Genomic DNA, 25,351 nt, shown 5'->3' with positions numbered 1-25,351 from the left:
TATCATAACCGAACACATGGTGTTACGTCTTCGTACAGTTTTGATTAAAAATAAATTATAACCAATTGATATTTAGGTGTTTGTTTTATTGGTATGGCTTTTAAACCTGTATTGTGGTTAATCGTACACTCATGTTCAAAAATTACATCAAAACCGCCTGGCGAAGCTTAAAACGTAACAAGATATTTTCCTTTATTAATGTGTTTGGCCTTTCTGTAGGGTTGGCTTGTTGTATGCTGATCTGTGCTTATGTGTATAGCGAGTTAAACTATGACCAATATCCGGCACAGGCAAAACAGATGTACCGTGTTGGTTTGCGCTCCGTTGAAAATAATGGCGTTAGTGAATATCCGATGGTGGACATAGCGGTGGGGCAGGGTATTAAAAATATGTTTCCCGAGGTGCTTGAAACCACAAGGCTTACCGGCCGCGGACCCGTATTTATAAAATATAACGACAGGCAATTTAAAGAAGAGCATGTACAAATGATAGATGCCAATTTCCTGCGCCTGTTTTCGATACCTCTGATTGACGGTGATGATAAAGCCTGTTTTACCGAGCCTAACAGTATGGTGGTTACCAGGGCCATGGCTAATAAATATTTTGGCGATCAGGAAGCCGTTGGCAAATCGGTTACCATCGATGGCAAACCGTACAAGGTAACTGGTGTAATTGACAAAGTACCTGATGATTCACATTTTCATGGTGATGCCTTTTTGAACCTGGCACCCTTTGTTAAAAATGCAAAGCAAACCTGGAGCAACATCGGCTTTTTTACCTATGTTGTATTGGATAGAAATGCCAGTCCTAAAAAACTGGAAGCTTCTTTTCCCGAAATGGTAAGGAAATTTGTAGTGCCCGAAATTGCACATGATATGGGTACAAGCACGGCCGAAGCAAGCAAATCTGTTAACTCCTTCCTGTTTTTCTTGCAACCGTTAAGCGACATCCACCTGCGCTCGGCAACCAAATATGAACTTGAACCCAATGGCGACATCCACTATGTGTATATATTCGGCGCTTTAGCTGCTTTTATATTGATTTTGGCCTGCATCAATTTTACTAATCTTTCAACAGCAAGTTCAGCGCGGCGGTCGAAAGAAGTGGGTATCCGTAAAGTGCTTGGCTCTGAAAAAGGCGGACTGGTTTCGCAATTTCTTACCGAATCGGTTATGCTCACATTTTGGGCTTTGCTACTGGCTTTAGGTATGGTGTACCTGTTGTTGCCTTTGTTTAACAACTTAGCCGGCAAACACATCGATCTCGGATTTTTCCTTAGCCCTAAGGCTTTGCTTATCGAATTATTCACCGCTTTTGCGGTTGGTATTTTAGCGGGCATTTATCCCGCTTTCTTCCTTTCATCGTTCAAGATCATAGCCGTATTGAAAGGCAACGGCGCTACTAAAGCCGAAGGGAAACGTGTTTTACGCAGCGGGTTGATCATTTTCCAGTTCGCGGTGTCAACGGCGCTCATCATATCAACATTTGTAGTATATCAGCAATTGCATTATATGCAAAACAAAAAGCTTGGGTATAATAAAGATCAGGTGCTTGTAATAAATGACGCTTATACCCTTGGCCGTAATGTAGACGCTTTTAAAAATCAGCTTTTACGCAATCCGCAGGTGTTAAATGCTACTATATCGAGCAGCGTACCAGGCAAGTTAACCGGTGTTGACGGTACGCAGATTGATGCTAAAGAATTTGACGATAAAGGGGGGCATGCCGAAATCCATACCAATATTTATCATGTTGATGAAAGTTATGTGCCCACTTTGGGGCTGCAGGTTATCAAGGGGCGTAACTTTTATCAGTCTTTCCCCGGCGATTCAATGTCGGTTGTGGTAAATGAGGCCCTGGTAAAAGGCTTGGGATGGGGCAACGCTAACCCGATCGGTAAAACCATTGTGCGCTCGGCACGTACGCAATATACTGTTGTTGGAGTGGTAAAAGATTTTCATTACGCTTCGGCCAGGCAAAAGATTGCTCCATTAATGCTGTTATCTGGTCACAATACCGGTTCTGTTATTTTAAAGATAAAAACCGGTGATGTAAAATCGTTGATAGCCAACATTAAAACAGAATGGGATAATTTCAGGCCGGAAACACCTTTCAGCTACTCATTCCTCGATGAACAATATGCGTCGCTTTATGCATCCGAACAGCAAACAGGTAAAATATTCACCGTGTTTTCGTGCATCGCCCTCATTATAGCAAGTCTGGGCTTGTTCGGTTTAGCCGCGTTTATGATCAGGCTAAGGGTTAAAGAAATTGGCATCCGCAAGGTATTAGGCGCATCAACAGGCAGCATTACGGTGATGTTATCAAAAGAATTTTTGAGGTTGATCGTCATTGCATCCATTATATCGTTTCCGGTAACATGGTTTGCCATGAACAAATGGCTGCAGGATTTTGCATACCGTATCAGTATCCAATGGTGGGTATTCATCTTGGCGGGCGGCATAGCCTTGCTGGTGGCGGGCATCACGATAAGCTTTCAATCGGTTAAAGCGGCTTTGGCTAATCCGGTGAAAAGCCTTAGAAGTGAGTAGCAGTCGACAGTGGCAGACCATCGCCAGGGACTAATAACTAATGAACAAGTGAACTAATGAACTAAATCATGATAAAGAATTATTTACGGAGTGCCCTGCGCAATATTGCCCGGCACAAATTTATTTCGTTCATCAATATTTTTGGCTTAACCATAGGGTTAACCTGTTGCCTGCTTATCTTAACTTACATAGTTAAAGAACTCAGTTATGATAAGTTTAACCATAATGCGCCCAATATTTACAGGGTGAGCCGGAGTTTTAATACGGCCGATGGTATCGTCAACCTGCATTTGGGGGCCGTGGCACCGCCTTTTGGTCCGCTGCTAAAAAACGAATTTCCGGATATCAAAAAAGTGACCCGGTTGTTTCCTAACGGTGATGTGGTTTTGCGCTATAAGGAAAAATTGCTCGTTGAAAAGGGCTCTTATTTTGCTGATGAAAATTTCCTTAGTTTCTTTGATCTTAAAACAGTAGCAGGTGATCCTAAAACTGCCCTTAGTGAGCCGTATACAGTGATGATGACCGAGGATATGGCGCGCAAATACTTCGGTAACGAAGACCCCATAAACAAAGAAATCAGGCTTGATAATACGGCCAATTTTAAAGTTACCGGTATTTTTAAGCCATTTCCGGCTAACTCGCAGATGCACCCTCAAATGTTGCTGTCATTCAATACACTGAACGATGACAAGGTTTATGGACGTAATCAATTGGCAACCAATTGGGGGAACAACTCATTTTTTACCTACCTGTTATTGCCTGATCATTATAATATTGATCGTATCAGCTCGCAGTTTCCGGCTTTTATAGATAAATACATGAATTCTCCCGGGCAACCCCGGCAGTCAAAATTTACCCAGCTGCATATTCAAAGGTTCCTGGATATCCACCTGCATTCACACCTGGATGATGAGGTTGAACAAAACGGTGATATCAAAAGAGTTTACATATTCTCTGCCATCGCATTGTTTATTTTGCTGATAGCATGTATCAATTATATGAACCTATCTACTGCCCGCTCAACGCTTAGGGCTAAAGAGATCGGCATTCGCAAGGTAATCGGTGCACAGCAAAAAGAGATCATCACCCAATTTTTAAGCGAATCTGTGCTGATCACTTATTTCTCGCTCGTATTGGCCCTGATCTTAACCTGGCTTTTATTGCCGCTTATCAACGGATTTTCTGAACTTGGCTTATCAATCATAAGCTTATTTAAACCATCAATTTTAGTATCGGTATTATTGCTGCCCCTGGTTATAGGGCTTATCAGCGGTATTTATCCCGCCATTTTTATGTCTTCATTTAAGCCGATAAAAGTTTTAAAGGGGATCCTTAAAGTTGGATCAGGAAATATCTCGTTCCGCAAGGTATTGGTGGTTGTGCAGTTCTCCATCTCGATAATTCTGATTGTAGCTACAACCATAGTTTTCCAGCAGTTAAAGTATATCCAAACCAAATCACTTGGCTTTAATAAAGATCATTTAGTAACGTTGGGCGGTATCCCGGCTAACCAGTTTGAAGCTTTCAGGGCCGATTTATTGCGAGATCCAGCGGTAAAAGATATTGGACGTTCATCGCGCATTCCATCAGGACGGCTGTTGGATGATCAGGGTGTTTCTGTTTTTGATGGCGATAAACCACTGCCCGTTAAAGCTGATATTAAATGCATTAATGCCGATTACGGCTTTATCCCAACTTACGGCATAAAGATTGCCGCCGGCAGAAACTTCAGTCGCGAGTTCGCCACCGACAGTAATAATTTTGTGATCAATGCATCGGCAGTAAGTGCATTAGGATGGAAATCGCCTGAAAGCGCCATAGGCAAGGATATGAGCTATGGAGGCGTTAAAGGAAAAGTGATAGGAGTGGTTAATGACTTTCATTTCGAGTCATTACATCAAAATATCATCCCGCTTTTAATGGAGATGCCCTCATTCGCCAACAATAGTTATAGAAGAATAACGGTTAAGATCGATGGTAATCGTATCAATTCGGCATTGGCAACCCTTGGGCAAACCTGGAAAAAATATCAACCCGAAACGCCTTTTGAATACAGCTTTTTAGATGAGCGGTTTCAAAAGCTATATAATAGTGAGCAGGAGCAGGGCAACCTGTTTACTATATTTTCGTGCCTTGCCATATTCATAGCTTGCCTTGGTCTGTTTGGACTTTCAGCCTTTACCATATCACAAAGAGTAAAAGAAATTGGCGTACGTAAAGTACTTGGCGCAAGCATCCCGCAAATTGTTACCGAACTTTCAAAAGACTTTTTGAAGCTGGTGATCATTGCCGCGGTGATTGCTTTGCCAATCGCGTGGTACGCGATGAGTAAATGGCTGCTTGATTTTGCTTTCAGAATTAACATACAATGGTGGGTTTTTGTAATGGCCGGCGTAATAGCGCTGATCATCGCTTTTGCAACCATAAGCTATCAATCGATAAAGGCTGCAATGGCTAACCCGGTGAAGAGTTTGCGTTCTGAATAATCATTGGTTTACTTGTTCATTAGTTCATTGGTGAACGCGGACAAGTTTAAGGATAGCTTATACGGCGTAGACAACACCAATGAACTAATGAACAATTGAACTAATGAACAATATCATGTTTAAAAACTATTTCAAAATCGCGCTGCGTAATTTTTGGCGGCATAAATTTTTTACATTCATCAATGTAATCGGTTTATCTATAGGGATCAGTTCGGCGCTGGTTATTTACCTGATAGTTCATTTTGATTTTACTTTTAATCAAAACTTTGATAACGGCGACCGCATTTACCGGGTGGTATCAAACTATACCTTTTCCGGCGAAGAAGCGCATAACCGCGGCGTATCAGGCCCTGTGCCCGAAGTTGTACAGAACAATGTAAGCGGCGTTGAGCTTGCTGCTCCATTCTTCACTTTAAGTCAGCCCAACGTACTTGTTCCGGGAAAAGGCGGTATTCCTGTTAAGTTTAAGTTACAGGATAACGTGATCCTTGCCGATGGACGCTATTTCAGCATGTTTAAATATAACTGGCTTGCCGGTTCGGCGAAGACAGCTTTGAATGCCCCTAATCAAACGGTACTTACTGCTGATCAGGCAAAAAAGTATTTTCCTAAGCTTTCATACAGCCAGATGATAGGCCGGGTGATCACTTATGACACGCTTAGCGCAGCAATTACAGGCATTGTTGAACCACTGAAGGGCAACAACGATTTTACTTTTCACGATTTCCTTTCTTATTCAACGGCAAAAAATAACAAAACACTCGCCAATGAACTGAACCTTACTAATTGGGGGGGTACCACTTCGTCATCTATTCTTTTTGTAAAGTTGGCGCCAAATACCACTGTAGCCAATTTTGAAAGGCAACTAAACGCTATTCTCAAAAAAAGCGATCCTCCAAAGCCTGAAAACAAAGGCAATACACGTAATTTTACCTTACAACCTTTGAGTGATCTGCATTTTAATAGTACATACGGTACGTTTGATTCAGGCAATCCGGCTAATAAAACAACACTTTACGGTTTACTGGTTATTGCTGCATTCCTGTTATTATTAGGTTGTATTAATTTTGTCAACTTAACTACTGCCCAGGCCACACAAAGGGCCAAAGAAATTGGTGTGCGTAAAACAATGGGGAGCAGCCGCGCCCAGCTTATTACCCAGTTTCTGAGTGAAACGTTCATTATAACCCTTTTGGCTGTTATCATTTCGGTGGCGTTGGCACCAGCTATATTAAAACTATTTAAAGATTTTATTGCAGAGGGTATCAAGCTTGACCTGCTTCATCAACCCAATCTTTTTGTATTCCTGTTTTTGTTGACAATAGTGGTGGCCCTGTTATCAGGTTTTTACCCGGCCGCGTTATTATCGGGCTATAAACCCGTATTGGTGCTTAAAAACCAGGCATCATCAAATAGCAGCAAAACACGTAATGCCTGGCTGCGTAAGTCGTTAACGGTAACCCAATTTATTATTGCCCAGTTTTTTATAATGGCAACGGTGCTGGTAAGTAAACAGATTCATTACGCACTTACTAAAGACCTGGGTTTTAAAAAGGACGCCATCCTGATCATTAACTCACCATGGAAAAACCGTACGCTTAGCAAGAACCAGGTATTTATGAACAAGCTGAAGGCGATACCCCAGGTTGAGATGGTGAGCGCAGGTAAAGCCGCTCCATCGTCAAACAGTACCAATTCAACCGAGGCTACCTACATAGACGGTAAAAAGGAAATAAAAATTGAATTGTATGAAAAGTATGGCGACCCAAATTATATCAATGTATACAAGCTTAAACTTTTGGCTGGGCGTAATATACAGTACGGCGACAGTACCAGTGCATTTTTGATCAATAATACTTATGCAAAACTTATTGGGTTTAAAAACCCGGCTGATGCAGTGGGGAAGTATATTGATAAGTTTAATGGAGATAAAAGAATGCAGATCATAGGTGTAGTAGGTGATTTTTATTCTGAATCATTGCATTCGCCTATTAAACCTACCTGCATTCATATTAGTAATAGTTTTTATAACAACGGTACTTTTCATATAGCACTTAAGCCGCAAACGACCGGTGGTAATGAATGGAAAAAAGCCATCGCTTCGATGGAAAAAATATGGAAAGAGATCTATCCTGAAGACGATTTTGAATATAATTTTTTTGACGAGAGTATCGCCAAATTTTACGATGCCGAACAGCATACATCAACCTTGTTAACCTGGGCAACAGGTTTATCGATATTTATAAGCTGCCTTGGTTTGTTAGGTTTGGCTATTTATAATACCAACCAGAGGACGAAGGAGATAGGTGTGCGCAAAGTACTCGGGGCAACCGTAACACAAATAGTAACCCTGCTTTCAACCGAGCTGGTGCTGCTCATTGTACTGGCCTTTGTACTGGTAACTCCGCTGGCCTGGTATGCCATGAACAAATGGATGGAAAGCTTTGCCGACCGTACAACAATAAGCTGGTGGATATTTGTAGTAAGCGGCGGCGGAATGTTATTGACGGCATTGATCACCTCAAGTTTTCAAACCATCAAGGCAGCGTTGGCTAATCCAACCAAAAGTTTACGTTCTGAATAATAGGTCATTTAGTCATTGGCTTCGCTCATTAAGTCATTTTTTTGACAACGGCAGGAAGCGATAAATGACTTAATGACCCAATGATAAAATGACCAGGATATATGTTTAAAAATTATTTTAAAGTAGCATTCCGTAATTTAGCTAAACACCGCACTATTAGTATGATTAATATCGCGGGGCTCACCATCGGCATTACTGCGGCGGTATTTATCATGCTTTGGGTACAAAACGAGTTCAGTTTTGATAATTACCACCCGGACGTTGATAATATCTACCGGGTAAAAACGAAACTAAGTCTTACTAAAAACGAAGTCTGGGACTGGGAGTCGTCTCCTTATATGTTAGGCCCCGTTGCTAAGCAGGAAATACCCGGTTTAAAAAATTATACTTTTTTGTGGCCGGGTTATATGATAACGGTGCATCATAATAACCAGCTGATATCGGAAAAAAAGTATGCGTATATAGATGCTAATTGGTTTAAAGTATTCCATTACGATTTTATTGACGGAAGCGCCGACAGCTTTTCAAAAAATCCATTCAGTTTAATCCTGACGCAATCAACAGCAAAAAAATATTTTGGTAACGATGAAGCTGTTGGCAAAATGCTGAAGGTTGACTCCATGAACTACCAGGTACAGGCAGTAGTGAAGGATAACCCTGCAAACTCAAGCTTTCAGTACGATATGCTGATGCCGGTGGAAGCTAAACTAAGCAATGCACATGAAAAAGAACAGGCAAACAACTGGGGCAATTTCAGCGGACTTACATTTTTGAAATTGCAACCTGGCGTAAATATTAAAGATGTAGGCAATAAGTTGACCCAAATTCTAAGGAAAAATAACAAGGGTAGTGAAAATACAACCATGAGTGTGATTGGGCTTAAGGGTATCCATTTTGAAAGCGGTTTGTTAAGCACATCGTTTGAAAACGGCAACCTGAAACTGGTCAATGTCTTCCTGATCCTGGCTTTTTTACTTTTGACTACGGCGTGCATAAATTACGTAAACCTAACTACCGCCAGGGCAAGCGTACGTTCAAAAGAGGTGAGCGTGCGTAAAATTGTGGGAGCGGGTAGGAGGCAGCTTTTTGCCCAGTTTATGTCCGAATCATTGGTTGTTAGTTTCCTGTCATTATTATTTGCCATTTTATTTATCCAGATCTGTCTGCCGTGGTTTAACCAGATTACCGAAAAGCACTTTGTACAGCCACTAACATCCGGCACAACATGGCTGATATTGTTGGGCACACTGGTTGTTTGTTTTGTTTTTAATGGCATATATCCTGCGGTATTATTATCATCATTTAAGCCATTAACTGTGTTTAAGGGCAGGACGTTATTGAGTTTTAAGGACGGCGGCATTCGTAAAGCCCTGGTTGTTTTGCAATTTGGCATCTCGGTGATGCTTATCATCAGCACAATGATCATTTATCGTCAGCTTAATTTTATGCAAAAAGCCGATCTGGGGTATAAGCGTGAGCATGTTTTTGTAATGACCATACCATGGCAGGTGCTTGGGTTAGACGATAAGATAAGGGAATCGAAATTAATAAGTATAGCTAACGAATTAAAACAGCAAAGCGTGATCGGTGAGGTTTCCCGCTCGGCTAACGATGCCTTCTTTAACAATAGCAACAAAGTTTCGGGATCGATGGATTGGGAAGGCCGGCCACAGGATTACAACCCCTCGGTTTCCACCATATCGGCCGATGAAAAGTTTCAACACATACTAAGGCTTAAAATGGCCGACGGACATTGGTTTGATAAAAATGGCTCCGATCAGCATAACGTAATTTTAAATGAAACAGCGGTAAAACAGCTTGGGATCCATAAACCGGTAATTGGGCAACGGTTTAAGATTAACGGCGATTCGGGGATAGTTGCAGGTGTGGTGAAAGATTTTAACTTCAGGAGCCTTCATGAAAAAATAGGCCCTATGGTTATAAACAACCATACTGATTGGGCGCGTAGCTTTTATATCAAAACAACTCCCGGTAATACAGTTGCAGCTATAAAGATTGCCCAAAATGTGTGGAATGAATTTGTTCCCGACCAACCGTTTGATTACAGTTTTATTGATAATGGCTATAATAAACTTTACCACGCCGAACAGCGTTCGTCAACATTGATAGCGGCTTTTGCAATTATAGCTATTGCAATATCAGCCATGGGCTTACTTGGTCTGGCAGCCTTTGCCGCCGAACAGCGGGTAAAAGAAATAGGCATCCGTAAAGTGCTTGGCGCCAGCGTTCAAAATATCATCGGGCTATTATCTGCAGAGTTTTTGAAAACGGTTGTGATAGCCAATGTCGTTGCTTTCCCCGTAGCTTGGTATATGATGAACAAATGGTTACAAGATTTTGCATACCGCACAAATATTGCCTGGTGGATATTTGCTGTTGCAGCGTGCGTTGCACTTTTAATAGCGTTGATAACCGTAAGCATCCAATCTATTAAAGCTGCACTGGCCAACCCGGTAAATAGCTTAAGGAGCGAATAAGGAGCTAAAAGCCGAAGGCTGAAAGCAAAAAGCAACTGACTAAAGTGTAAATATCGGGTGGGACTTTTTATAAGCTTTTTGCTTTCAGCCTTCGGCTTTCCGCTTGACTTTAACACTTTTTAACTACTCATTTAAAGGGTTTTGCGTATTATCGTATAAAGTGATTAGGTATGATTAAAAGCTACTTTAAAATAGCCTGGCGCAACCTTTGGAAGCATAAATTTTACACCTTTATTAATATGTTCGGCCTGGCGCTGAGCATTGGTTGCAATATTATACTATTTCAGTTTATTATATACCATTTAAGTTTTGACACCTACCACCATGATGCAAAACAGGTATACAGGGTCGTTCATCGGTTAACGGCTTTTGAGGGTGCTCCAATATATGATCAGGGAGCGCCCCTGGCCCTGGCGAGAGACGTGAAAGCGAGTGATTCGCGGGTGAAAGATGTAGGCGTGTTATTGCGAATGCATGATATCATTGTCAGCATCCCACAAAACGACGGTATCGGAAAAAAAATGTTTGCCGAGCATGAAAATATCGGCATAACTGATGGCCATTTTTTTAATTTATTTGATTACGAGTGGGAGCAAGGCAACCAAAATACCGCTCTTACCGAGCCTAATACCGTAGTTTTAACTCATGGTCTGGCTCAAAAATATTTCGGCAGTCAGGATGTTATTGGGAAAACTATCAGGGTTAATAATAAAAATACTTTCAGGATAACGGGTGTTGTTAAAGACCACCCAGCTAATACAGATATTAAGGCTGAACTATTCCTCTCGCTATCTACATTAAAAAGTCTCTATCCAGATGTAGCCAATAGCTTACAAAACGATTGGGGTTTCATTAATTCAACTAACTCCATTTATTTAGAACTCAAAGATGGAGCAAATCCGCATTTGATAGAAAAAGATATCAATCGGTTAAATGTGAAACTACATGGCGCAGAAGCAGCAAAGCCATACCATTTTATGATGCTTCCGTTAAGCGAGGTGCATTTTGATGGTCGCTTTGCGGGTGTGATCCAGCGCTCTTTGTTGGTAACCCTTGGTATAATTGGCTTGCTGCTCATTATTATAGCTTGTGTTAATTTTATCAATATGGCTACGGCCCAAAGCTTTAAACGGGCCAGGGAGATAGGTACCCGCAAGGTTTTAGGCAGCTCACCGGGAGCAATATTCATTCAGTTTATTTCCGAAACATCATACATCGTTGTTTTTGCGGCATTGCTATCGTTTTTAATGATGATAGTAGCTACGCCTATTTTGAATAACTGGCTGCAAACGCAGTTAAGTTTTAACCTTTTTAACAATTACAGATTTGCTGGTCTTATTATTGTTGTTTTAGTCATTATCATATTAGCTGCCGGTTCATATCCTGCGCTTATATTAAGCAGGTTCAAGCCTGTAAATGCTTTGAAAAACCAGGTTGGCGGTAAAACACAGACTGCCGGTTTTACCCGTAAAGGTTTAATTGTGGCTCAAAATATAATAGCCCAGGTACTTATCATCAGCACGATATTGATAACGATGCAGGTTAAATATCTTAAAACTACCGACCTCGGTTTCAATAAAAATGCAGTTTTAATGCTTCCTGTGCCTGATAACAACAAAAGTAAAACCGATTATTTACGCAATCAGTTGCTGGCCGATCCTGCAATAAAAAGTGTTTCTTTTTGTTATCGTGCGCCGTCTTCTACCGCTGATAAAGGGGGCTCAATTAAATTTGACACCCGCGACTGGGAGAAATTTGTTGGCTACACACAGATAGGCGACGCCGATTATGTTAAAACTTTCGGGATGCAGTTAATTGCAGGTCGCAATATTGTAGAAGCTGATACCGCCCGCGAATACCTGGTTAACGAACTGCTGGTACAGAAGTTAGGCCTTAAAGACCCGCAACAAGCTATTGGCAGGCATTTTACAGCAGGTGATTTGTCGAATAATCCGGGTATTATAGTAGGGGTGGTAAAAGACTTTCATGCCAAATCACTGTATACAGCTATTGCCCCCGAATACATTTCCACGTTTAGAAAAGGCTACCAGTATGTAGGTATAAAGATACGTTCAGGTAACCCTTCAGCAGTTATTGACCATATAAAAAAAGAATGGCAGGCGGTTTACCCGGATAACGTATTTGAATATCGCTTTCTTGACCAACAGATAGCCGATTTTTATCAAAAGGAAGATCTGCTAAACAAGTTGATTACCTCAAGTGCGATAATCGCTATTTTTATCAGCTGCCTGGGTTTACTCGGCCTGATATCGCTGTTAACGCTTCAGCGTACCAAAGAGATCGGTATCCGCAAAGTGCTCGGCGCTTCTGTAACGAATATAACTGGTTTGCTTTCTGTTGATTTTCTGAAATTGGTGCTGATCGCGGTTATTGTGGCATCACCCATAGCCTGGCTCATAATGAGCAAATACCTTCAAAACTTTGCTTACCGGATAGATATTCAATGGTGGGTATTTGTGCTGGCTGCTTTTGTAGCTCTGCTGATCGCGTTTATCACAGTAAGTTTTCAATCCATCAAAGCAGCTATGGCAAATCCGGTTGAGAGTTTGAGATCGGGAGAATGACCTGAAACTTTTAATTTTTAGTAATAAACTATAGAGGTTGGCTTTAAAACATGCTGACCTTTCCTTTTTTTGGTCGAATCATCGATGACGTAGACAGCACAAGTGAGCCTGACAATAGCCCGTACAGTACCTTGCGCCGGCAAAGAGGTAACGATGCCAGGAAAATAAACTTCTAAATCCGAAATCGAACATCCCAAATCCGAAATCAAAACACTGTATCAATACCGTACACAAGGTGTTACACTTACGAACAGTATATTATTGGTGGTTAATATAAGTAATTGATATTCAGTTTGTTTTCGTTTTGGTATATGTTTTACATTGTAATCAAAAATTACTGTACGATATGCTAAAAAATTACTTCAAAATAGCCTGGCGAAATATCGTTCGTCATAAAGGTTATTCTACTATAAATGTTGCAGGTTTAACAGTTGGCTTGGCAGCCTGCTTACTCATTTTCGTTATCATCCAGTTTGAACTCAGTTTTGATACTTTTAATCCTAATTATAAAAATATCTATCGCGTAGTTACACAGGAGAAACATGAGTCGGAAACTACAACCAACCCTGGTGTTGCAGTTCCTGCTACAGATGCCCTTCGTTTGGATATACCTCAGGCTAAAGTGGCAGCTTTGAACAGCAGCTATGGTAGCCAGATCACAGTGCCGCAAGCCACCGGAAGTAGTAGCAGTGATAAGAAATTTACTGAAAATATTGGCGTGTTATTTATTCAGCCCCAGTTCTTTGATATTTTTAGCCATAAATGGTTGGCGGGCAACCCCTCGGTATTAGCCAATCCCGATATGGTTGTTTTGGATAAAAGCTCGGCCGTTAAATATTTTGGCGATTGGAAAGATGCTGTAGGCAAAACCCTTAAAATGGATAATGTGTTAACGCTAAAAGTATCGGGCATTGTTGAAGATGCTCCGGTAAATAGTGATTTTCCGTTTAAAATAATGGTATCCTTTGATACCTGGAAACAGCACCCGAAAGATTACAATTACAGTGCCGAATGGGGCTCAACCAGTAGCAGTCACGAGGTGTTTATGTTGTTCCCGGCCAGCATGTCAAAAAGCACCATCGATGCCCAGTTAAAAGCATTTTCGGCCAAACACTTTAAAAAAGGATCGACACAAACTACGTTATTGCCTCAGCCGCTTGCTGATATGCATTTTGATACCCGGATAGGCAACCCGCTTGGCGATCATAGCACCAGCAAGGCTACCTTGCGTACCTTGTCGTTCATTGCGCTACTAATCATTGTCATGGCCTCTATCAACTTCATCAACTTGTCGACGGCGCAATCTGTTGGCCGGTCAAAAGAAGTAGGGATCCGTAAGGTATTGGGTAGTACACGCCCGCAATTGATCGTCCAGGTAATTGGCGAAACTACTATCATCGTTATTGCTTCGGCCTTAATTGCGTTGGCCGTTGCCAGGCTGGCTATGCCCCAATTGAAAAATATAGCTAATGTGCCTGATAGTATCAGCTTGTTCACTACGGGCAGTTTATTGTTTTTGGCCGCAAGTACGGTAACTATAGTGTTATTGTCGGGCATTTATCCGGCGTTGGTGGTGTCTGGTTTTAAACCGGTACTTGCACTTAAAAATAAAATAACGGCGGCTTCTATCGGTGGGATTCCACTCCGTCGCGGATTGGTGATTGCCCAGTTTGCCATATCACAATTGCTCATTATTGGTACCATCGTAGCGGTAAATCAAATGGACTTTGTAAACAAAGCGGACCTTGGTTTTAACAAAAACGCTTTGCTTATCATTCCCGGCTATACCGATAGTTTAAGCCTCCGAAAAATGGAATCGTTTAAGCAACGGGTGTTACAAAATCCGAGGGTAACGTCAGTTAGCTTTTCTTCAGATGTTCCATCGTCAGAAAATAACTGGGGTACTAATTTTGATTTCAACAACTCAACCAAAGACGTTGGTTTTAATACCTACCTCAAATTTGGAGATGCTGATTATTTTAAAACATATGGGCTAACATTTGCCGCGGGCAAAGCCTATGACGTAAGCGATACTGCAAAACAGTATGTGGTTAACGAAACCTTTATACATAAACTGGGGATTCAAAAAGCCGATGAAGCAATAGGGAAAACTATACGTTTAGGCGGCGGCAAATGGCTGCAAATAGTTGGTGTTGTTAAAGATTTTAAAACCAATTCGCTTCGTGAAGCTATAAAGCCAATAGTAATATCACCGGCAAAGAAATTTGAAGGACAGATAGGCATCAAAATCCAGGCATCCGATCTGAACAAAACCGTGTCTCAACTGCAAAAGATCTGGGAAGACACCTATCCTGAGTATGCCTACAACGGTTATTTCCTTGATGAAAATATAGCTAAATTTTATGAACAGGAAAATAAAATGGCATTGGTTTACAAGGTGTTTGCCGGGATAGCCATTTTTATCTCATGCCTTGGTTTATATGGCCTGGTATCGTTTATGGCAGTTCAGCGCACTAAAGAAGTAGGCATCCGCAAAGTATTAGGCGCATCGGTAAGCAGCATAGTATTCCTGTTTTCGAAAGAATTTATGGTACTTATAGGTATCTCATTCCTGATAGCTATGCCGGCTGCATGGTATATCATGAACGGATGGCTGCAAAACTTTGTATACCGTATATCGATGGGTGTCTGGATCTTTTTACTGGCGATCGTATCATCGCTGATAATAGCGTGGGTAACAGTAGGGTACAAGGCTGTTAAAGCAGCGCTTGCCAACCCGGTAAAAAGCCTGAGGAGTGAGTAGTAGTTGGCAGTGGCAGTTTGCAGTTAACGGACTATACAAGTATCAATGAACGAATGAACAAGTGAACCAATGAACACCTAACCATGATAGGAAATTACATTAAAACCACCGTACGCGGCCTGATGAACAACCGGGCTTACAGTTTTTTGAACATTGCCGGTCTTGCTATTGGCGTGGCTTGCGCATCTATGATATTTTTGTGGGTGCAGGATGAGCTTACGTTTAATAACAATTTTGTAAAGCGGGACAACCTGTACACGGTTCGCGAAAATCAAACCTATGATGGCAAAACCTCTACGTTCCGCGCTACTCCGGGGCCTATGGCAGCAGCTTTGAAGGCCGATATTCCAGGTGTTAAAAATGCTGCGCGCATGGCAGGCTCCGATAATATCGTATTTGCGCTGGGCGATAAGGTAATTAACGAAGATGGTTCCTATACAGATGCGGAGATCTTCCCGATGTTGAAACTGCCTTTTGTACAAGGTGATGAAGCTAATGTTTTTCATGAATTGCATTCGGTGGTGATTAGCACTACCATGGCTAAAAAGTTTTTTGGCGATGCCAATCCGATGGGCAAAACCTTAAAGATGAATAACGAACAGGATTTTACGGTTACCGGCGTATTTACCGATCTGCCCAAAAACTCAACCTTTCAGATGCAATGGTTCGCTCCCTTAAAAAATATCGATCATATGCAACTCTGGATGCAGGATTGGAGCGCCAACTGGGCCCGCACATATGTGGAGCTTGAGCCAACTGCAGATGTTAAAGCTGTTGATAAAAAGTTGGCTAACTACATCGGCACCAAGAAAAATGGTAATAAAACAGTATCATTCCTTTTCGGCATGAATGATTGGAACCTGCGCGATAAATTTACCGATGGGAAAATGGATGGAGGGAGGATTGAATACGTTCGTTTGTTTGCCGCTATTGCTGTTATCATCCTCATCATAGCCTGTATCAATTTCATGAACCTGTCAACTGCCCGGTCTGAAAAACGTGCTAAGGAAGTTGGGGTACGCAAGGTAATGGGGGCAGGTAAAGGCAAGCTTATTGGCCAGTTCATAGGTGAGGCTGTGATCATGGCATTCATCGCGGTAATTATAGCCGTGCTATTAGTTTACGTGGCTTTACCAACGTTTAATAACCTGGTTCAAAAGGAATTGGCTATTAACATATTGCAGCCATCACATTTAATTTATTTACTGTCGATAGGATTTATTACAGGTTTGCTGGCCGGGAGCTATCCGGCCTTCTACCTGTCGTCATTTAACCCGATAGCTGTATTAAAGAATCTCAAACTGCCTACAGCAGCGGGCGCCGGTTTTATCAGGCAAAGTTTGGTAGTGATCCAGTTTTCGGTATCAATTATATTGATTATTGGTACGGTAATTATATACCAGCAAATTCAGCACGTTAAGAACAGGGAGTTGGGCTATGAAAAAGACAACCTTGTTTACATCGATACCAAAGGCAAGCTAACCGATCATTTCGCGGCCGTAAATAATGATCTGAAACAAACGGGCGTAGTGGCCGATGCCTCATTGAGCGAATACCCTGTTTTACAGATATGGAGCAATACCGATAATTTTTCATGGGATGGCAAGGATGCTTCAAAAAATCCGCTCATCACCATTGAAAACGTGAGCCCGCAGTTTGTATCAACCATGAACATGAAACTGGTTGCCGGTCGTGATTTTTACGCCAATGCTAAGCTCGACAGTAGTAATGTGATCATTAACGAAGCTTTTGCCAAACAAATGGGTAAAGCAGGGCATGTTGGTGGCATTGTCAGGGATGGCGGCACTAAACCTTACCAAATTGCCGGAATTATCAAAGATTTCCTTTATAATGATATGTATGTTGCCGGTGCGCCGCTCATGTTATTCAGCCATCCGCAAAACAACAACATTTTAACTATCCGCTTTAAACGAGGCGTTAATTTAATAGAAGCGCTGGCTAAAACAGGTGAAGTTTATAAACGGGCTAACCCGGGCTATCCTTTCGAGTACAAGTTTATTGATGCCGATTTTGATGAGCTGTTTAAAACTGAAACGCTAACAGGCAAGCTGGCCGGAGTGTTTGCATCGCTGGCTATTGTGATATCATGCCTTGGCTTATTTGGATTAGCTGCCTATACCGCTGAGAGAAGGATCAAGGAAATAGGCATCCGCAAAGTGCTGGGTGCATCTGTAGCAGGGTTAACCGGATTGTTATCCCGCGATTTTTTAAAGCTGGTTGCAGTGTCATGCCTGATAGCCTTTCCGGTAGCGTGGTATGCTACTAATAACTGGCTGCAAAATTATCAGTATCGGGTAACAGTACAATGGTGGGTATTTGCTGCTGCCGGCATTGCTGCCATAGTTATAGCACTGGCAACTGTAAGTTTCCAGGCTGTTAAAGCGGCACTGAGTAACCCGGTTAAAAGCCTTCGTTCGGAATAAATTCCATTAGGTCATTTGCTTCGCATCATTAAATCATTTAAACGCGGGAAGCAATGGCTTAATGATCCAATGACTTAATGATTTTGATCATGATAAAGAATTATTTAAAAATCGCATGGCGCAATATCCTTAACAACAAGGTTTATAGCGCAATTAATATATTGGGGCTTGCCGCAGGCATGGCGGTTGCGCTGATGATTGGGCTTTGGGTAGCCAATGAATATTCGTACGACAGGTTTTTACCCAACTATGAGCAGCTTTACCAGGTTGAACAACATTTCACTACTCAGCATGATGGCGAACATACACAGACCGCGGTTTCGTTGCCGTTGGCTGAGGTATTGCGTAAGGAAATCCCGGGAATTAAACGTGTTGCCGAAACAGATTGGGTAGGTATGCAATGGCACGACCTGCTGGTAGGCGATAAAAAGCTTTACCTTGCCGGCGGTGCCGCGAATCCCGACTTTTTACAGATCTTTAAATACACCTTTGTAAAAGGTAATGTAAAGGATGTGTTTACCCAGCCAAATTCCATCATCCTTAATGAATCTACCGCGATAGCTCTTTTTGGTGATGCCGATCCGATTAATAAAGTAATACGTTACGATAATAGTCAAAATTTGAAGGTTACGGGTATAATAAAAGACATTCCTAAAAATGCCACGCTGCAATTCGGCTTCCTGACTCCTTTCAGCTTTAAAGAAGCAACCGAGGGCTGGATGAAAGGAGCCCGCACTACGTGGACAAACAACTCTTTTAACATGTACCTGGAGTTGCAACCCGGTGTTACTATGGATCAGATTGCACCAAAAATTAAAAACATAGTTTACGACCGTAACGAACAGATGCGCCCGGCGAAACCGGAAGTAATTATTCATCCATTAAAAAAATGGCATTTGTATAATGATTTCAAAAACGGTAAGGCAGTTGGCGGTTTTATTGATTATGTGCGTATGTTTAGCGTGATAGGTATTTTGGTGCTGCTTATTGCCTGCATCAACTTCATGAACCTTTCAACCGCCAGGTCTGAAAAACGGGCCCGCGAAGTAGGGGTACGCAAAGCCATTGGCTCGCAACGCAGTGATCTTATTGCGCAGTTCCTTGCCGAGTCGGTGATGATCACTTTTATTTCATTTTTGTTGTCGATAGTGATGGTGCAGCTGGCTATTCCGTCTTTTAATGCTATCGTAGGCAGTGCCATCAGTATCCCATATACCAATGTTTTGTTTTGGGCTATGATGATAGCCTATGTGCTGCTTACTGGTTTGTTAGCAGGTAGTCGTCCTGCATTTTATCTATCGTCATTTAACCCTGTGCAGGTATTAAAAGGTACTATTAAGGTTGGCAGGTCGGCTTCATTGCCGCGCAAGGTGTTGGTAGTAATGCAGTTTAGTTGTTCTGTTGCTTTGATTATCAGTACTCTTATTGTTTATCAGCAAATACAATATGCTAAAAACAGGCCTAACGGTTATAGCTCAACCCGGTTAATGATGACTGACATGAGCGGCGATCTTGAAAAAAATTATAGCGCTCTTAAAAATGATCTCCTTGCCAGCGGGTTGGTGGAGAGTGTAGCTTCCGCATCAAGCCCGGTTACTAATATTTACAGTCACTCAGGTGTTGATAACTGGCCTGGTAAAAATGCGGGTGAAACAGGTATCAATGTTGGAGCTATCTCTATATCGCCCAACTACTTCAAAACAATGGGCATGACAATGAAAGAAGGGCGTGATTTTTCGCCCGAGTGGGCGTCTGATACAACCAATGTTATCATCAACGAGGCTGCCGTAAAACGCATGGGCTTAAAAGATCCGATTAACAAAGTGATAAATTATAGCTTTATGGGTCGGGTTCATATTATAGGTGTGGTTAAAGATGCCCTAATGGAATCGCCATTTACACCTGTGCAGCCGGCTGTATTTAATCATGGTAGGGGAGGTAATAACATCATGTATCGCCTGGCACCTAACGTAAATATGCAGGATGCCATTAAAAAGATAGGGAAAATCTTTGATACCTATAACCCGGCATATCCGTACATCTATCAGTTTGTTGATGAGGAATACAATCGCAAATTTAGCCTCGAGGCATTAGTTGGCAAACTTGCCGGCGTTTTTGCCGGATTAGCTATTTTCATTTCATGCCTTGGTTTGTTTGGGTTAGCTGCGTACGTAGCCGAGCAACGCACCAAAGAAATTGGTATACGAAAAGTATTGGGTGCTTCAATAGCACAGGTGTGGCTGCTGCTATCAAAAGAATTTATTTTACTGGTGATGTTAAGTTGCATAATAGCAACGCCTGTAGCTTTTTATTTTTTGAAAGACTGGCTGCAGAAATATGATTACAGGATAACAATAGGTCCGGGAGTGTTTGTGCTTTCGGCAGTGGCCGCTATAATTATAACGTTGGTGACTATAAGTTTCCAGGCTATAAAAGCTGCGCTGACAAATCCGGTGAAAAGTTTGAGAAGTGAGTAACCTCACCCAAACCCTCTCCAAAGGAGAGGGCTTTAAGAAGATTAAAATACATGACTAATAACTAAATATATCACAAGTACAATTCCTCCCCTTTGGGGAGGTTAGGAGGGGTTTATGATCAAAAACTACATAAAAATTGCATGGCGAAATTTGGTGCGTAACAAGGCTTACGCAACCATCAGTGTTATTGGTTTGGCTTTGGGTATAGCCTGCGGCGTACTAATATTTACGCTGATCACTTACCACCTGAGCTTTGATACCTTTCATAAGGATAAAGACAGGATCTACCGTTTTTATACCGAGTTTCACGATCAGGGTGTAGATCGGGTAGGCGCTATTCCGCAACCGATGGCCAAGGGTTATCGAAATGACTTTGCTTTTAGCGAAAAAACGGCGAGATACATCAGCTTTAATAAAACGCTGATCACGATTACCAAGGGAAGTGAAGTGAAAAAATTTGGTGAGGATGATGGTGTTGCCTTTGTTGAGCCCGAGTATTTCGACATCCTGAATTTTCCATTGCTTAAAGGTGATAAGAAAACCATGCTTGTTAACCCGAATGAAGCCTTGGTTACCGAAAAAATGGCCCAAAAATATTTTGGTAATGATAACCCAATAGGCAAAACTTTTAAGCTGGATAATAACATAACTGTTACTATAACTGGTGTACTACAAGATTTGCCAAATAACACCGACCAAAAGCAACAGATCTTTATTTCGTATGCAAGTATGGAAGCATACGCAGGTAAAGGCCGTGAAAATAACTGGGGCGGTGTTTACAGCGGTTGTCAGGGTTTTACCAGGTTGAAGCCGGGCGTAACCAAAGCACAGGTTGAAACTGCCATGCTGCAATTGGTTAAAAAGAATTACACCGGCAGGGATTTACAGGTTTGGCGCTTTAAATTACAACCTATTGCCGAAATGCACTTTGACCGTGAACTTGGTGGTTATGCCGATAAAAGCTATTTATGGGCGCTGTTCTTTATCGGTGTGTTCCTGATCATTACAGCCTCGGTAAATTTTATAAACCTGGCTACGGCCCAGGCGCTAAACCGCTCAAAAGAGGTGGGTATCCGTAAAGTATTGGGTAGCCAGCCTTTCCAATTATTCTGGCAGTTTATTGCAGAAACCGCTATCATCAGCATTATTGCTGTTGGAGTGGCTATTGGTTTATCAGAGATAGCTCTGACGCCATTAAACAATCTCTTCCATGCAAGGATGACCTTTAACTGGGCCGAATTGAGCGCTTTTATAGTTGTTATTACTATTGTTGTTGTATTTCTTTCGGGTTCATATCCTGGTTTGGTATTGGCGAGGTTTCAGCCAATTAAAGCGCTTAAAAGTAAACTGTCACAAAAAGATGTTGGCGGTTTTTCGTTACGCAGGGTACTGGTAGTTACCCAGTTTACTATATCGCAGGTACTTATCATCGGTACTATTATCGTAGTATCGCAATTACATTATTCACAAACTGCCGACCTTGGCTTTAATAAAAATGCCGTAGTGCTTGTGCCGCTTCCTCAAAACGATAAGATGAAAATGAGCACTATGCGTAATCGCCTCAGCGAAATTAAGGGTGTTGAAAATGTATCTTACTGTTATAACCCGCCGGCGTCACGTTCAAATAGTAATACCGGTATTCAATATGATAATCGCGCCGAAGACGAGCATTGGAGCATCAACACCAAGCAGGCCGACGAAAATTACATTTCCACTTTTGGCATTAAACTGATTGCCGGCAGAAACTTCTTCAAAGGCGACTCGGTTAAAGAGTTTTTGGTGAACGAAACCTTCGTTAATAAACTGCACCTTAAACCGCAGGATGTAATAGGGAAACAAATGGCAATTAATGGCCGCGACTATAAAGGTACCATTGTAGGCGTAATGAAAGATTTTTACAATTACTCTTTCCATTCGGAGATTTCACCATTATGTGTAATGCCTAACTATCAGTCACTATCTACCGTTGCCGTGAAGATAGATATGCGTAATGCCAAAGCTACACTGGCGGATATTGATAAAATCTGGAACCAAACTTTCCCCGAAGAATTATATTCTTACCAGTTTCTGGATGATACCATTGCCCGTTTCTATGAGATGGATAAAATATTATTAACCCTGGTTGAAGTGTTTGCCGGTATCGCAATTGTTATAGGGTGTCTTGGTTTGTATGGCCTGGTATCGTTCATGGCTGTACGAAAAACTAAGGAGATAGGGGTTCGTAAGGTATTGGGTGCAAATATCAGCAGTATCTTATGGTTGTTTGGTAAGGAGTTCAGCATATTGTTGCTTGTTGCATTTGTAATAGCTTCTCCGCTGGCCTGGTGGGCAATGCATAATTACCTAAAAGATTTTCAATACCGGATTAGTATCGGTCCACAAATATTTGTAATGTCGATCCTGTCAAGCCTAATAATAGCCTGGATCACGGTAGGCTATCGGGCTACTATGGCTGCGTTGGCCAATCCGGTTAAGAGTTTGCGTTCTGAATAAATAGTCATTGAGTCATTTGCTTCGCGTCATTAAGTCATTTTTTCGCGAGGCCAATGACTCAATGATTAATGACCTAATGATAGAAGAGATGCTTAGAAATTATATCAAAATAGCCTGGCGAAACATCGCTAACAACAAAGCCTATACAGCTATCAATGTTTTGGGGTTGGCGGCCGGGATGGCTGTTGCCTTGATGATAGCGCTTTGGGTTGCTAATGAGTACTCGTACGACAGGTTTTTGCCCGATGCCAACAGGGTATACCAGGTTCGCCGTAATTTTAACAGCAATGGTGAAACCTTGACGTTTAGTTCAATATCGCTAAAACTGGCAGATGTGTTGAAAACTATGCCCGAAATAGAATATGTAGCACCCACAGATTGGGGGGGCACACATGGGTTAATGGTAGGCGATAAGAAGTTATCTATTGATGGCGTGCAGGCAGGTAGCGATTTTCTGAAAATTTTTCAATACAATTTTTTACAGGGGAGCCGTACAACCGCTTTGAATGATCCGTATTCAATTGTATTGACCAAAGCTACCGCTCTCGCTTTATTTGGCACCGGGAATGTGATCAATAAGGTAGTTAAGGTTGATAATAACTACAATTTAAAAGTTACCGGCGTGATTCAGGATGTACCATTGAATTCGTCGCTTCAATTTAAATATGTTATTCCATTCAGTTTGATGGAGCAACAGCCTTACATGAAAGACGCCCACGATAGCTTTGGTAACAATAGCTTCGAACTATTTGCAAAGCTAAAACCAGGTGTAACGTACGCACAACTGGCCCCAAAGATCCTTCATATCGAAAAAGGCGAAAAAAATATCAACGCCGAAAACTCGGATGTAATTATGCAACCCATGACCGATTGGCACCTTTTTTCCGATTATAAAAATGGAGCTGCAGTAGGTGGGTTTATTGATTACGTACGCACCTTTAGTATTGTTGGTGTACTGGTACTGCTGATAGCTTGTGTGAATTTCATCAATCTCACAACTGCCCGGTCTGAAAAACGCGCGCGCGAGGTCGGCATCCGTAAAGCTATCGGATCACAACGTCAGCATCTAATATTCCAGTTTTTGACAGAATCTACACTGATCACACTGATCTCTTTTATATGCTCAATGCTTTTTGTTCAAATAGCGCTCGGGCTGTTTAACTCGCTTACCGGTACTACTATTTCCATACCCTTTAACAGCGCAATTTTTTGGCTGATTGCCATAGGGTGTGTATTGCTTACAGCCCTGGTGGCCGGTAGCCGCCCTGCGTTTTATCTTTCGTCATTTAATCCGGTTAGGGTGTTAAAAGGTACAATTCAGGTTGGCCGCTCGGCATCGTATTCGCGTAAAGTTTTGGTAGTGATGCAATTTAGCTGTTCAATAGCATTGATCATAAGTACAGCTGTTATTTACAGGCAGATTCAGTACGCCAAAAACCGCCCGGCGGGATACGATATTAATAGGTTAATAGCCACTAATGCCAACGAAGATTTGGGTAAGCACTATTCCGCTTTTAAAAATGAATTATTGCAAAGCGGTGTGATTGAAAGTATCTCCACAGCATCAAGCACCATTACGGATATTAACATGCACAATAACATTGACCAATGGCCTGGTAAATTTGCCGGTGAAACCGTTGAAATGGGCGTAATAGCTGTAGCTAATGATTATTTTAAGACTGTGGGCATGAAAATGCTTGCCGGGAGAGATTATAATAATGTGGTGTCCGATTCATTGAATATCATTTTCAATGAAGCAGCGGTTAAGCGCCTGCGCCTTAAAGGCGACCCGATAAGCCAGGTAATAATATATGGAGGTAAGCAACGCAAGATAATTGGGGTAGTCAAAAACGCGCTGATGCTATCGCCATTTGCACAAGCCGATCCAACCATGTTTTTGTATAATAATGATCCGCATCAAAACATGATCTACAGGCTTTCGCCTAAAGTAATTCCGCACGATGCTATTGATAAAATAGAGCAGGTGTTTTCAAAATATAGTCCTGCGTATCCATTTACATATCGCTTTGTAGATGATGATTATAACCGCAAGTTTGGCCAGGAAGTATTGGTAGGTAAATTATCGGGCATTTTTGCGGGACTGGCTATTTTTATATCATGCCTTGGTTTGTTTGGCCTGGCCGCATACATCGCTGAGCAACGCACCAAAGAAATTGGTGTACGTAAGGTATTAGGCGCAACTGTAAGCCAGCTATGGTTTTTACTGTCGAAAGATTTTGTGCTGCTGGTGCTTATTAGTTGTGTAATAGCCTCTCCGGTAGCCTTTTACTTTTTGCAGGGTTGGTTGCAAAAATACGATTACCGGGTAACGGTTAGCCCCGATGTATTTATTATATCGGCCTTAGTGGCTATTGTGATTACGTTGATAACCATTAGCTTTCAGGCTATTAAAGCGGCTATAGCTAATCCGGTTAAAAGTTTAAGAAGCGAATAGAAAGTTCATTGGT

General features: G+C 41.8%; 10 protein-coding genes. All 10 read left to right on the top strand.

Annotation, left to right across the window (positions count from 1 at the left end; all coding sequences use genetic code 11):
• Positions 1-131: 131 nt before the first annotated feature.
• The 10 genes from MusilaSJ_RS04825 to MusilaSJ_RS04780 all read left to right on the top strand — a co-directional run bounded on the left by MusilaSJ_RS04825 (position 132) and on the right by MusilaSJ_RS04780 (position 25,338).
• Positions 132-2,552, top strand: coding sequence for an ABC transporter permease (locus MusilaSJ_RS04825; protein ID WP_274988923.1), 2,421 nt, complete (start codon positions 132-134; stop codon positions 2,550-2,552).
• Positions 2,553-2,620: 68 nt separating this feature from the next.
• Positions 2,621-5,038, top strand: a complete 2,418-nt coding sequence (locus MusilaSJ_RS04820; protein ID WP_274988922.1) for an ABC transporter permease — start codon at positions 2,621-2,623, stop codon at positions 5,036-5,038.
• Positions 5,039-5,141: 103 nt separating this feature from the next.
• Entirely contained in the window at positions 5,142-7,622 is a 2,481-nt protein-coding gene (locus tag MusilaSJ_RS04815; RefSeq protein ID WP_274988921.1) for an ABC transporter permease, read from the top strand.
• A gap of 101 nt (positions 7,623-7,723) precedes the next feature.
• Positions 7,724-10,120 carry an ABC transporter permease gene (locus MusilaSJ_RS04810; RefSeq protein WP_274988920.1) on the top strand — a complete coding sequence of 799 codons (2,397 nt, stop codon included), beginning with the start codon at positions 7,724-7,726 and terminating at the stop codon, positions 10,118-10,120.
• A 170-nt stretch (positions 10,121-10,290) separates the two neighbouring features.
• Positions 10,291-12,705 carry an ABC transporter permease gene (locus MusilaSJ_RS04805; RefSeq protein ID WP_274988919.1) on the top strand — a complete coding sequence of 805 codons (2,415 nt, stop codon included), beginning with the start codon at positions 10,291-10,293 and terminating at the stop codon, positions 12,703-12,705.
• Between the two features lie 346 nt (positions 12,706-13,051).
• Positions 13,052-15,469: an ABC transporter permease gene (locus MusilaSJ_RS04800; RefSeq protein ID WP_274988918.1), complete on the top strand. Its 2,418-nt coding sequence runs from the start codon at positions 13,052-13,054 to the stop codon at positions 15,467-15,469.
• Positions 15,470-15,552: 83 nt separating this feature from the next.
• Positions 15,553-17,913, top strand: coding sequence for an ABC transporter permease (locus tag MusilaSJ_RS04795; RefSeq protein WP_274988917.1), 2,361 nt, complete (start codon positions 15,553-15,555; stop codon positions 17,911-17,913).
• A gap of 89 nt (positions 17,914-18,002) precedes the next feature.
• Positions 18,003-20,390 (top strand): ABC transporter permease, encoded by a 2,388-nt coding sequence (locus tag MusilaSJ_RS04790; protein WP_274988916.1) that lies wholly within the window; start codon positions 18,003-18,005, stop codon positions 20,388-20,390.
• 114 nt (positions 20,391-20,504) lie between these two features.
• Positions 20,505-22,883 carry an ABC transporter permease gene (locus tag MusilaSJ_RS04785; RefSeq protein ID WP_274988915.1) on the top strand — a complete coding sequence of 793 codons (2,379 nt, stop codon included), beginning with the start codon at positions 20,505-20,507 and terminating at the stop codon, positions 22,881-22,883.
• 61 nt (positions 22,884-22,944) lie between these two features.
• Complete coding sequence (locus tag MusilaSJ_RS04780; protein ID WP_274988914.1) at positions 22,945-25,338, top strand: ABC transporter permease; 2,394 nt, start codon at positions 22,945-22,947, stop codon at positions 25,336-25,338.
• Positions 25,339-25,351: the final 13 nt, after the last annotated feature.

Origin of the sequence: Mucilaginibacter sp. SJ (genome assembly GCF_028993635.1) — a bacterium.
Taxonomy (GTDB): Bacteria; Bacteroidota; Bacteroidia; order Sphingobacteriales; family Sphingobacteriaceae; genus Mucilaginibacter.
Note: the sequence above shows the minus strand (reverse complement) of the source record. Positions and strands in the feature narration are given on the sequence as shown.

Bases quoted from the DNA above. Each gene is read 5' to 3' on its own strand.
- MusilaSJ_RS04790 (WP_274988916.1), top strand. From the start codon at position 18,003: ATGATAAAGAATTATTTAAAAATCGCATGGCGCAATATCCTTAACAAC.
- MusilaSJ_RS04800 (WP_274988918.1), top strand. From the start codon at position 13,052: ATGCTAAAAAATTACTTCAAAATAGCCTGGCGAAATATCGTTCGTCAT.
- MusilaSJ_RS04805 (WP_274988919.1), top strand. From the start codon at position 10,291: ATGATTAAAAGCTACTTTAAAATAGCCTGGCGCAACCTTTGGAAGCAT.
- MusilaSJ_RS04825 (WP_274988923.1), top strand. From the start codon at position 132: ATGTTCAAAAATTACATCAAAACCGCCTGGCGAAGCTTAAAACGTAAC.
- MusilaSJ_RS04795 (WP_274988917.1), top strand. From the start codon at position 15,553: ATGATAGGAAATTACATTAAAACCACCGTACGCGGCCTGATGAACAAC.
- MusilaSJ_RS04785 (WP_274988915.1), top strand. From the start codon at position 20,505: ATGATCAAAAACTACATAAAAATTGCATGGCGAAATTTGGTGCGTAAC.
- MusilaSJ_RS04810 (WP_274988920.1), top strand. From the start codon at position 7,724: ATGTTTAAAAATTATTTTAAAGTAGCATTCCGTAATTTAGCTAAACAC.
- MusilaSJ_RS04820 (WP_274988922.1), top strand. From the start codon at position 2,621: ATGATAAAGAATTATTTACGGAGTGCCCTGCGCAATATTGCCCGGCAC.
- MusilaSJ_RS04780 (WP_274988914.1), top strand. From the start codon at position 22,945: ATGATTAATGACCTAATGATAGAAGAGATGCTTAGAAATTATATCAAA.
- MusilaSJ_RS04815 (WP_274988921.1), top strand. From the start codon at position 5,142: ATGAACAATATCATGTTTAAAAACTATTTCAAAATCGCGCTGCGTAAT.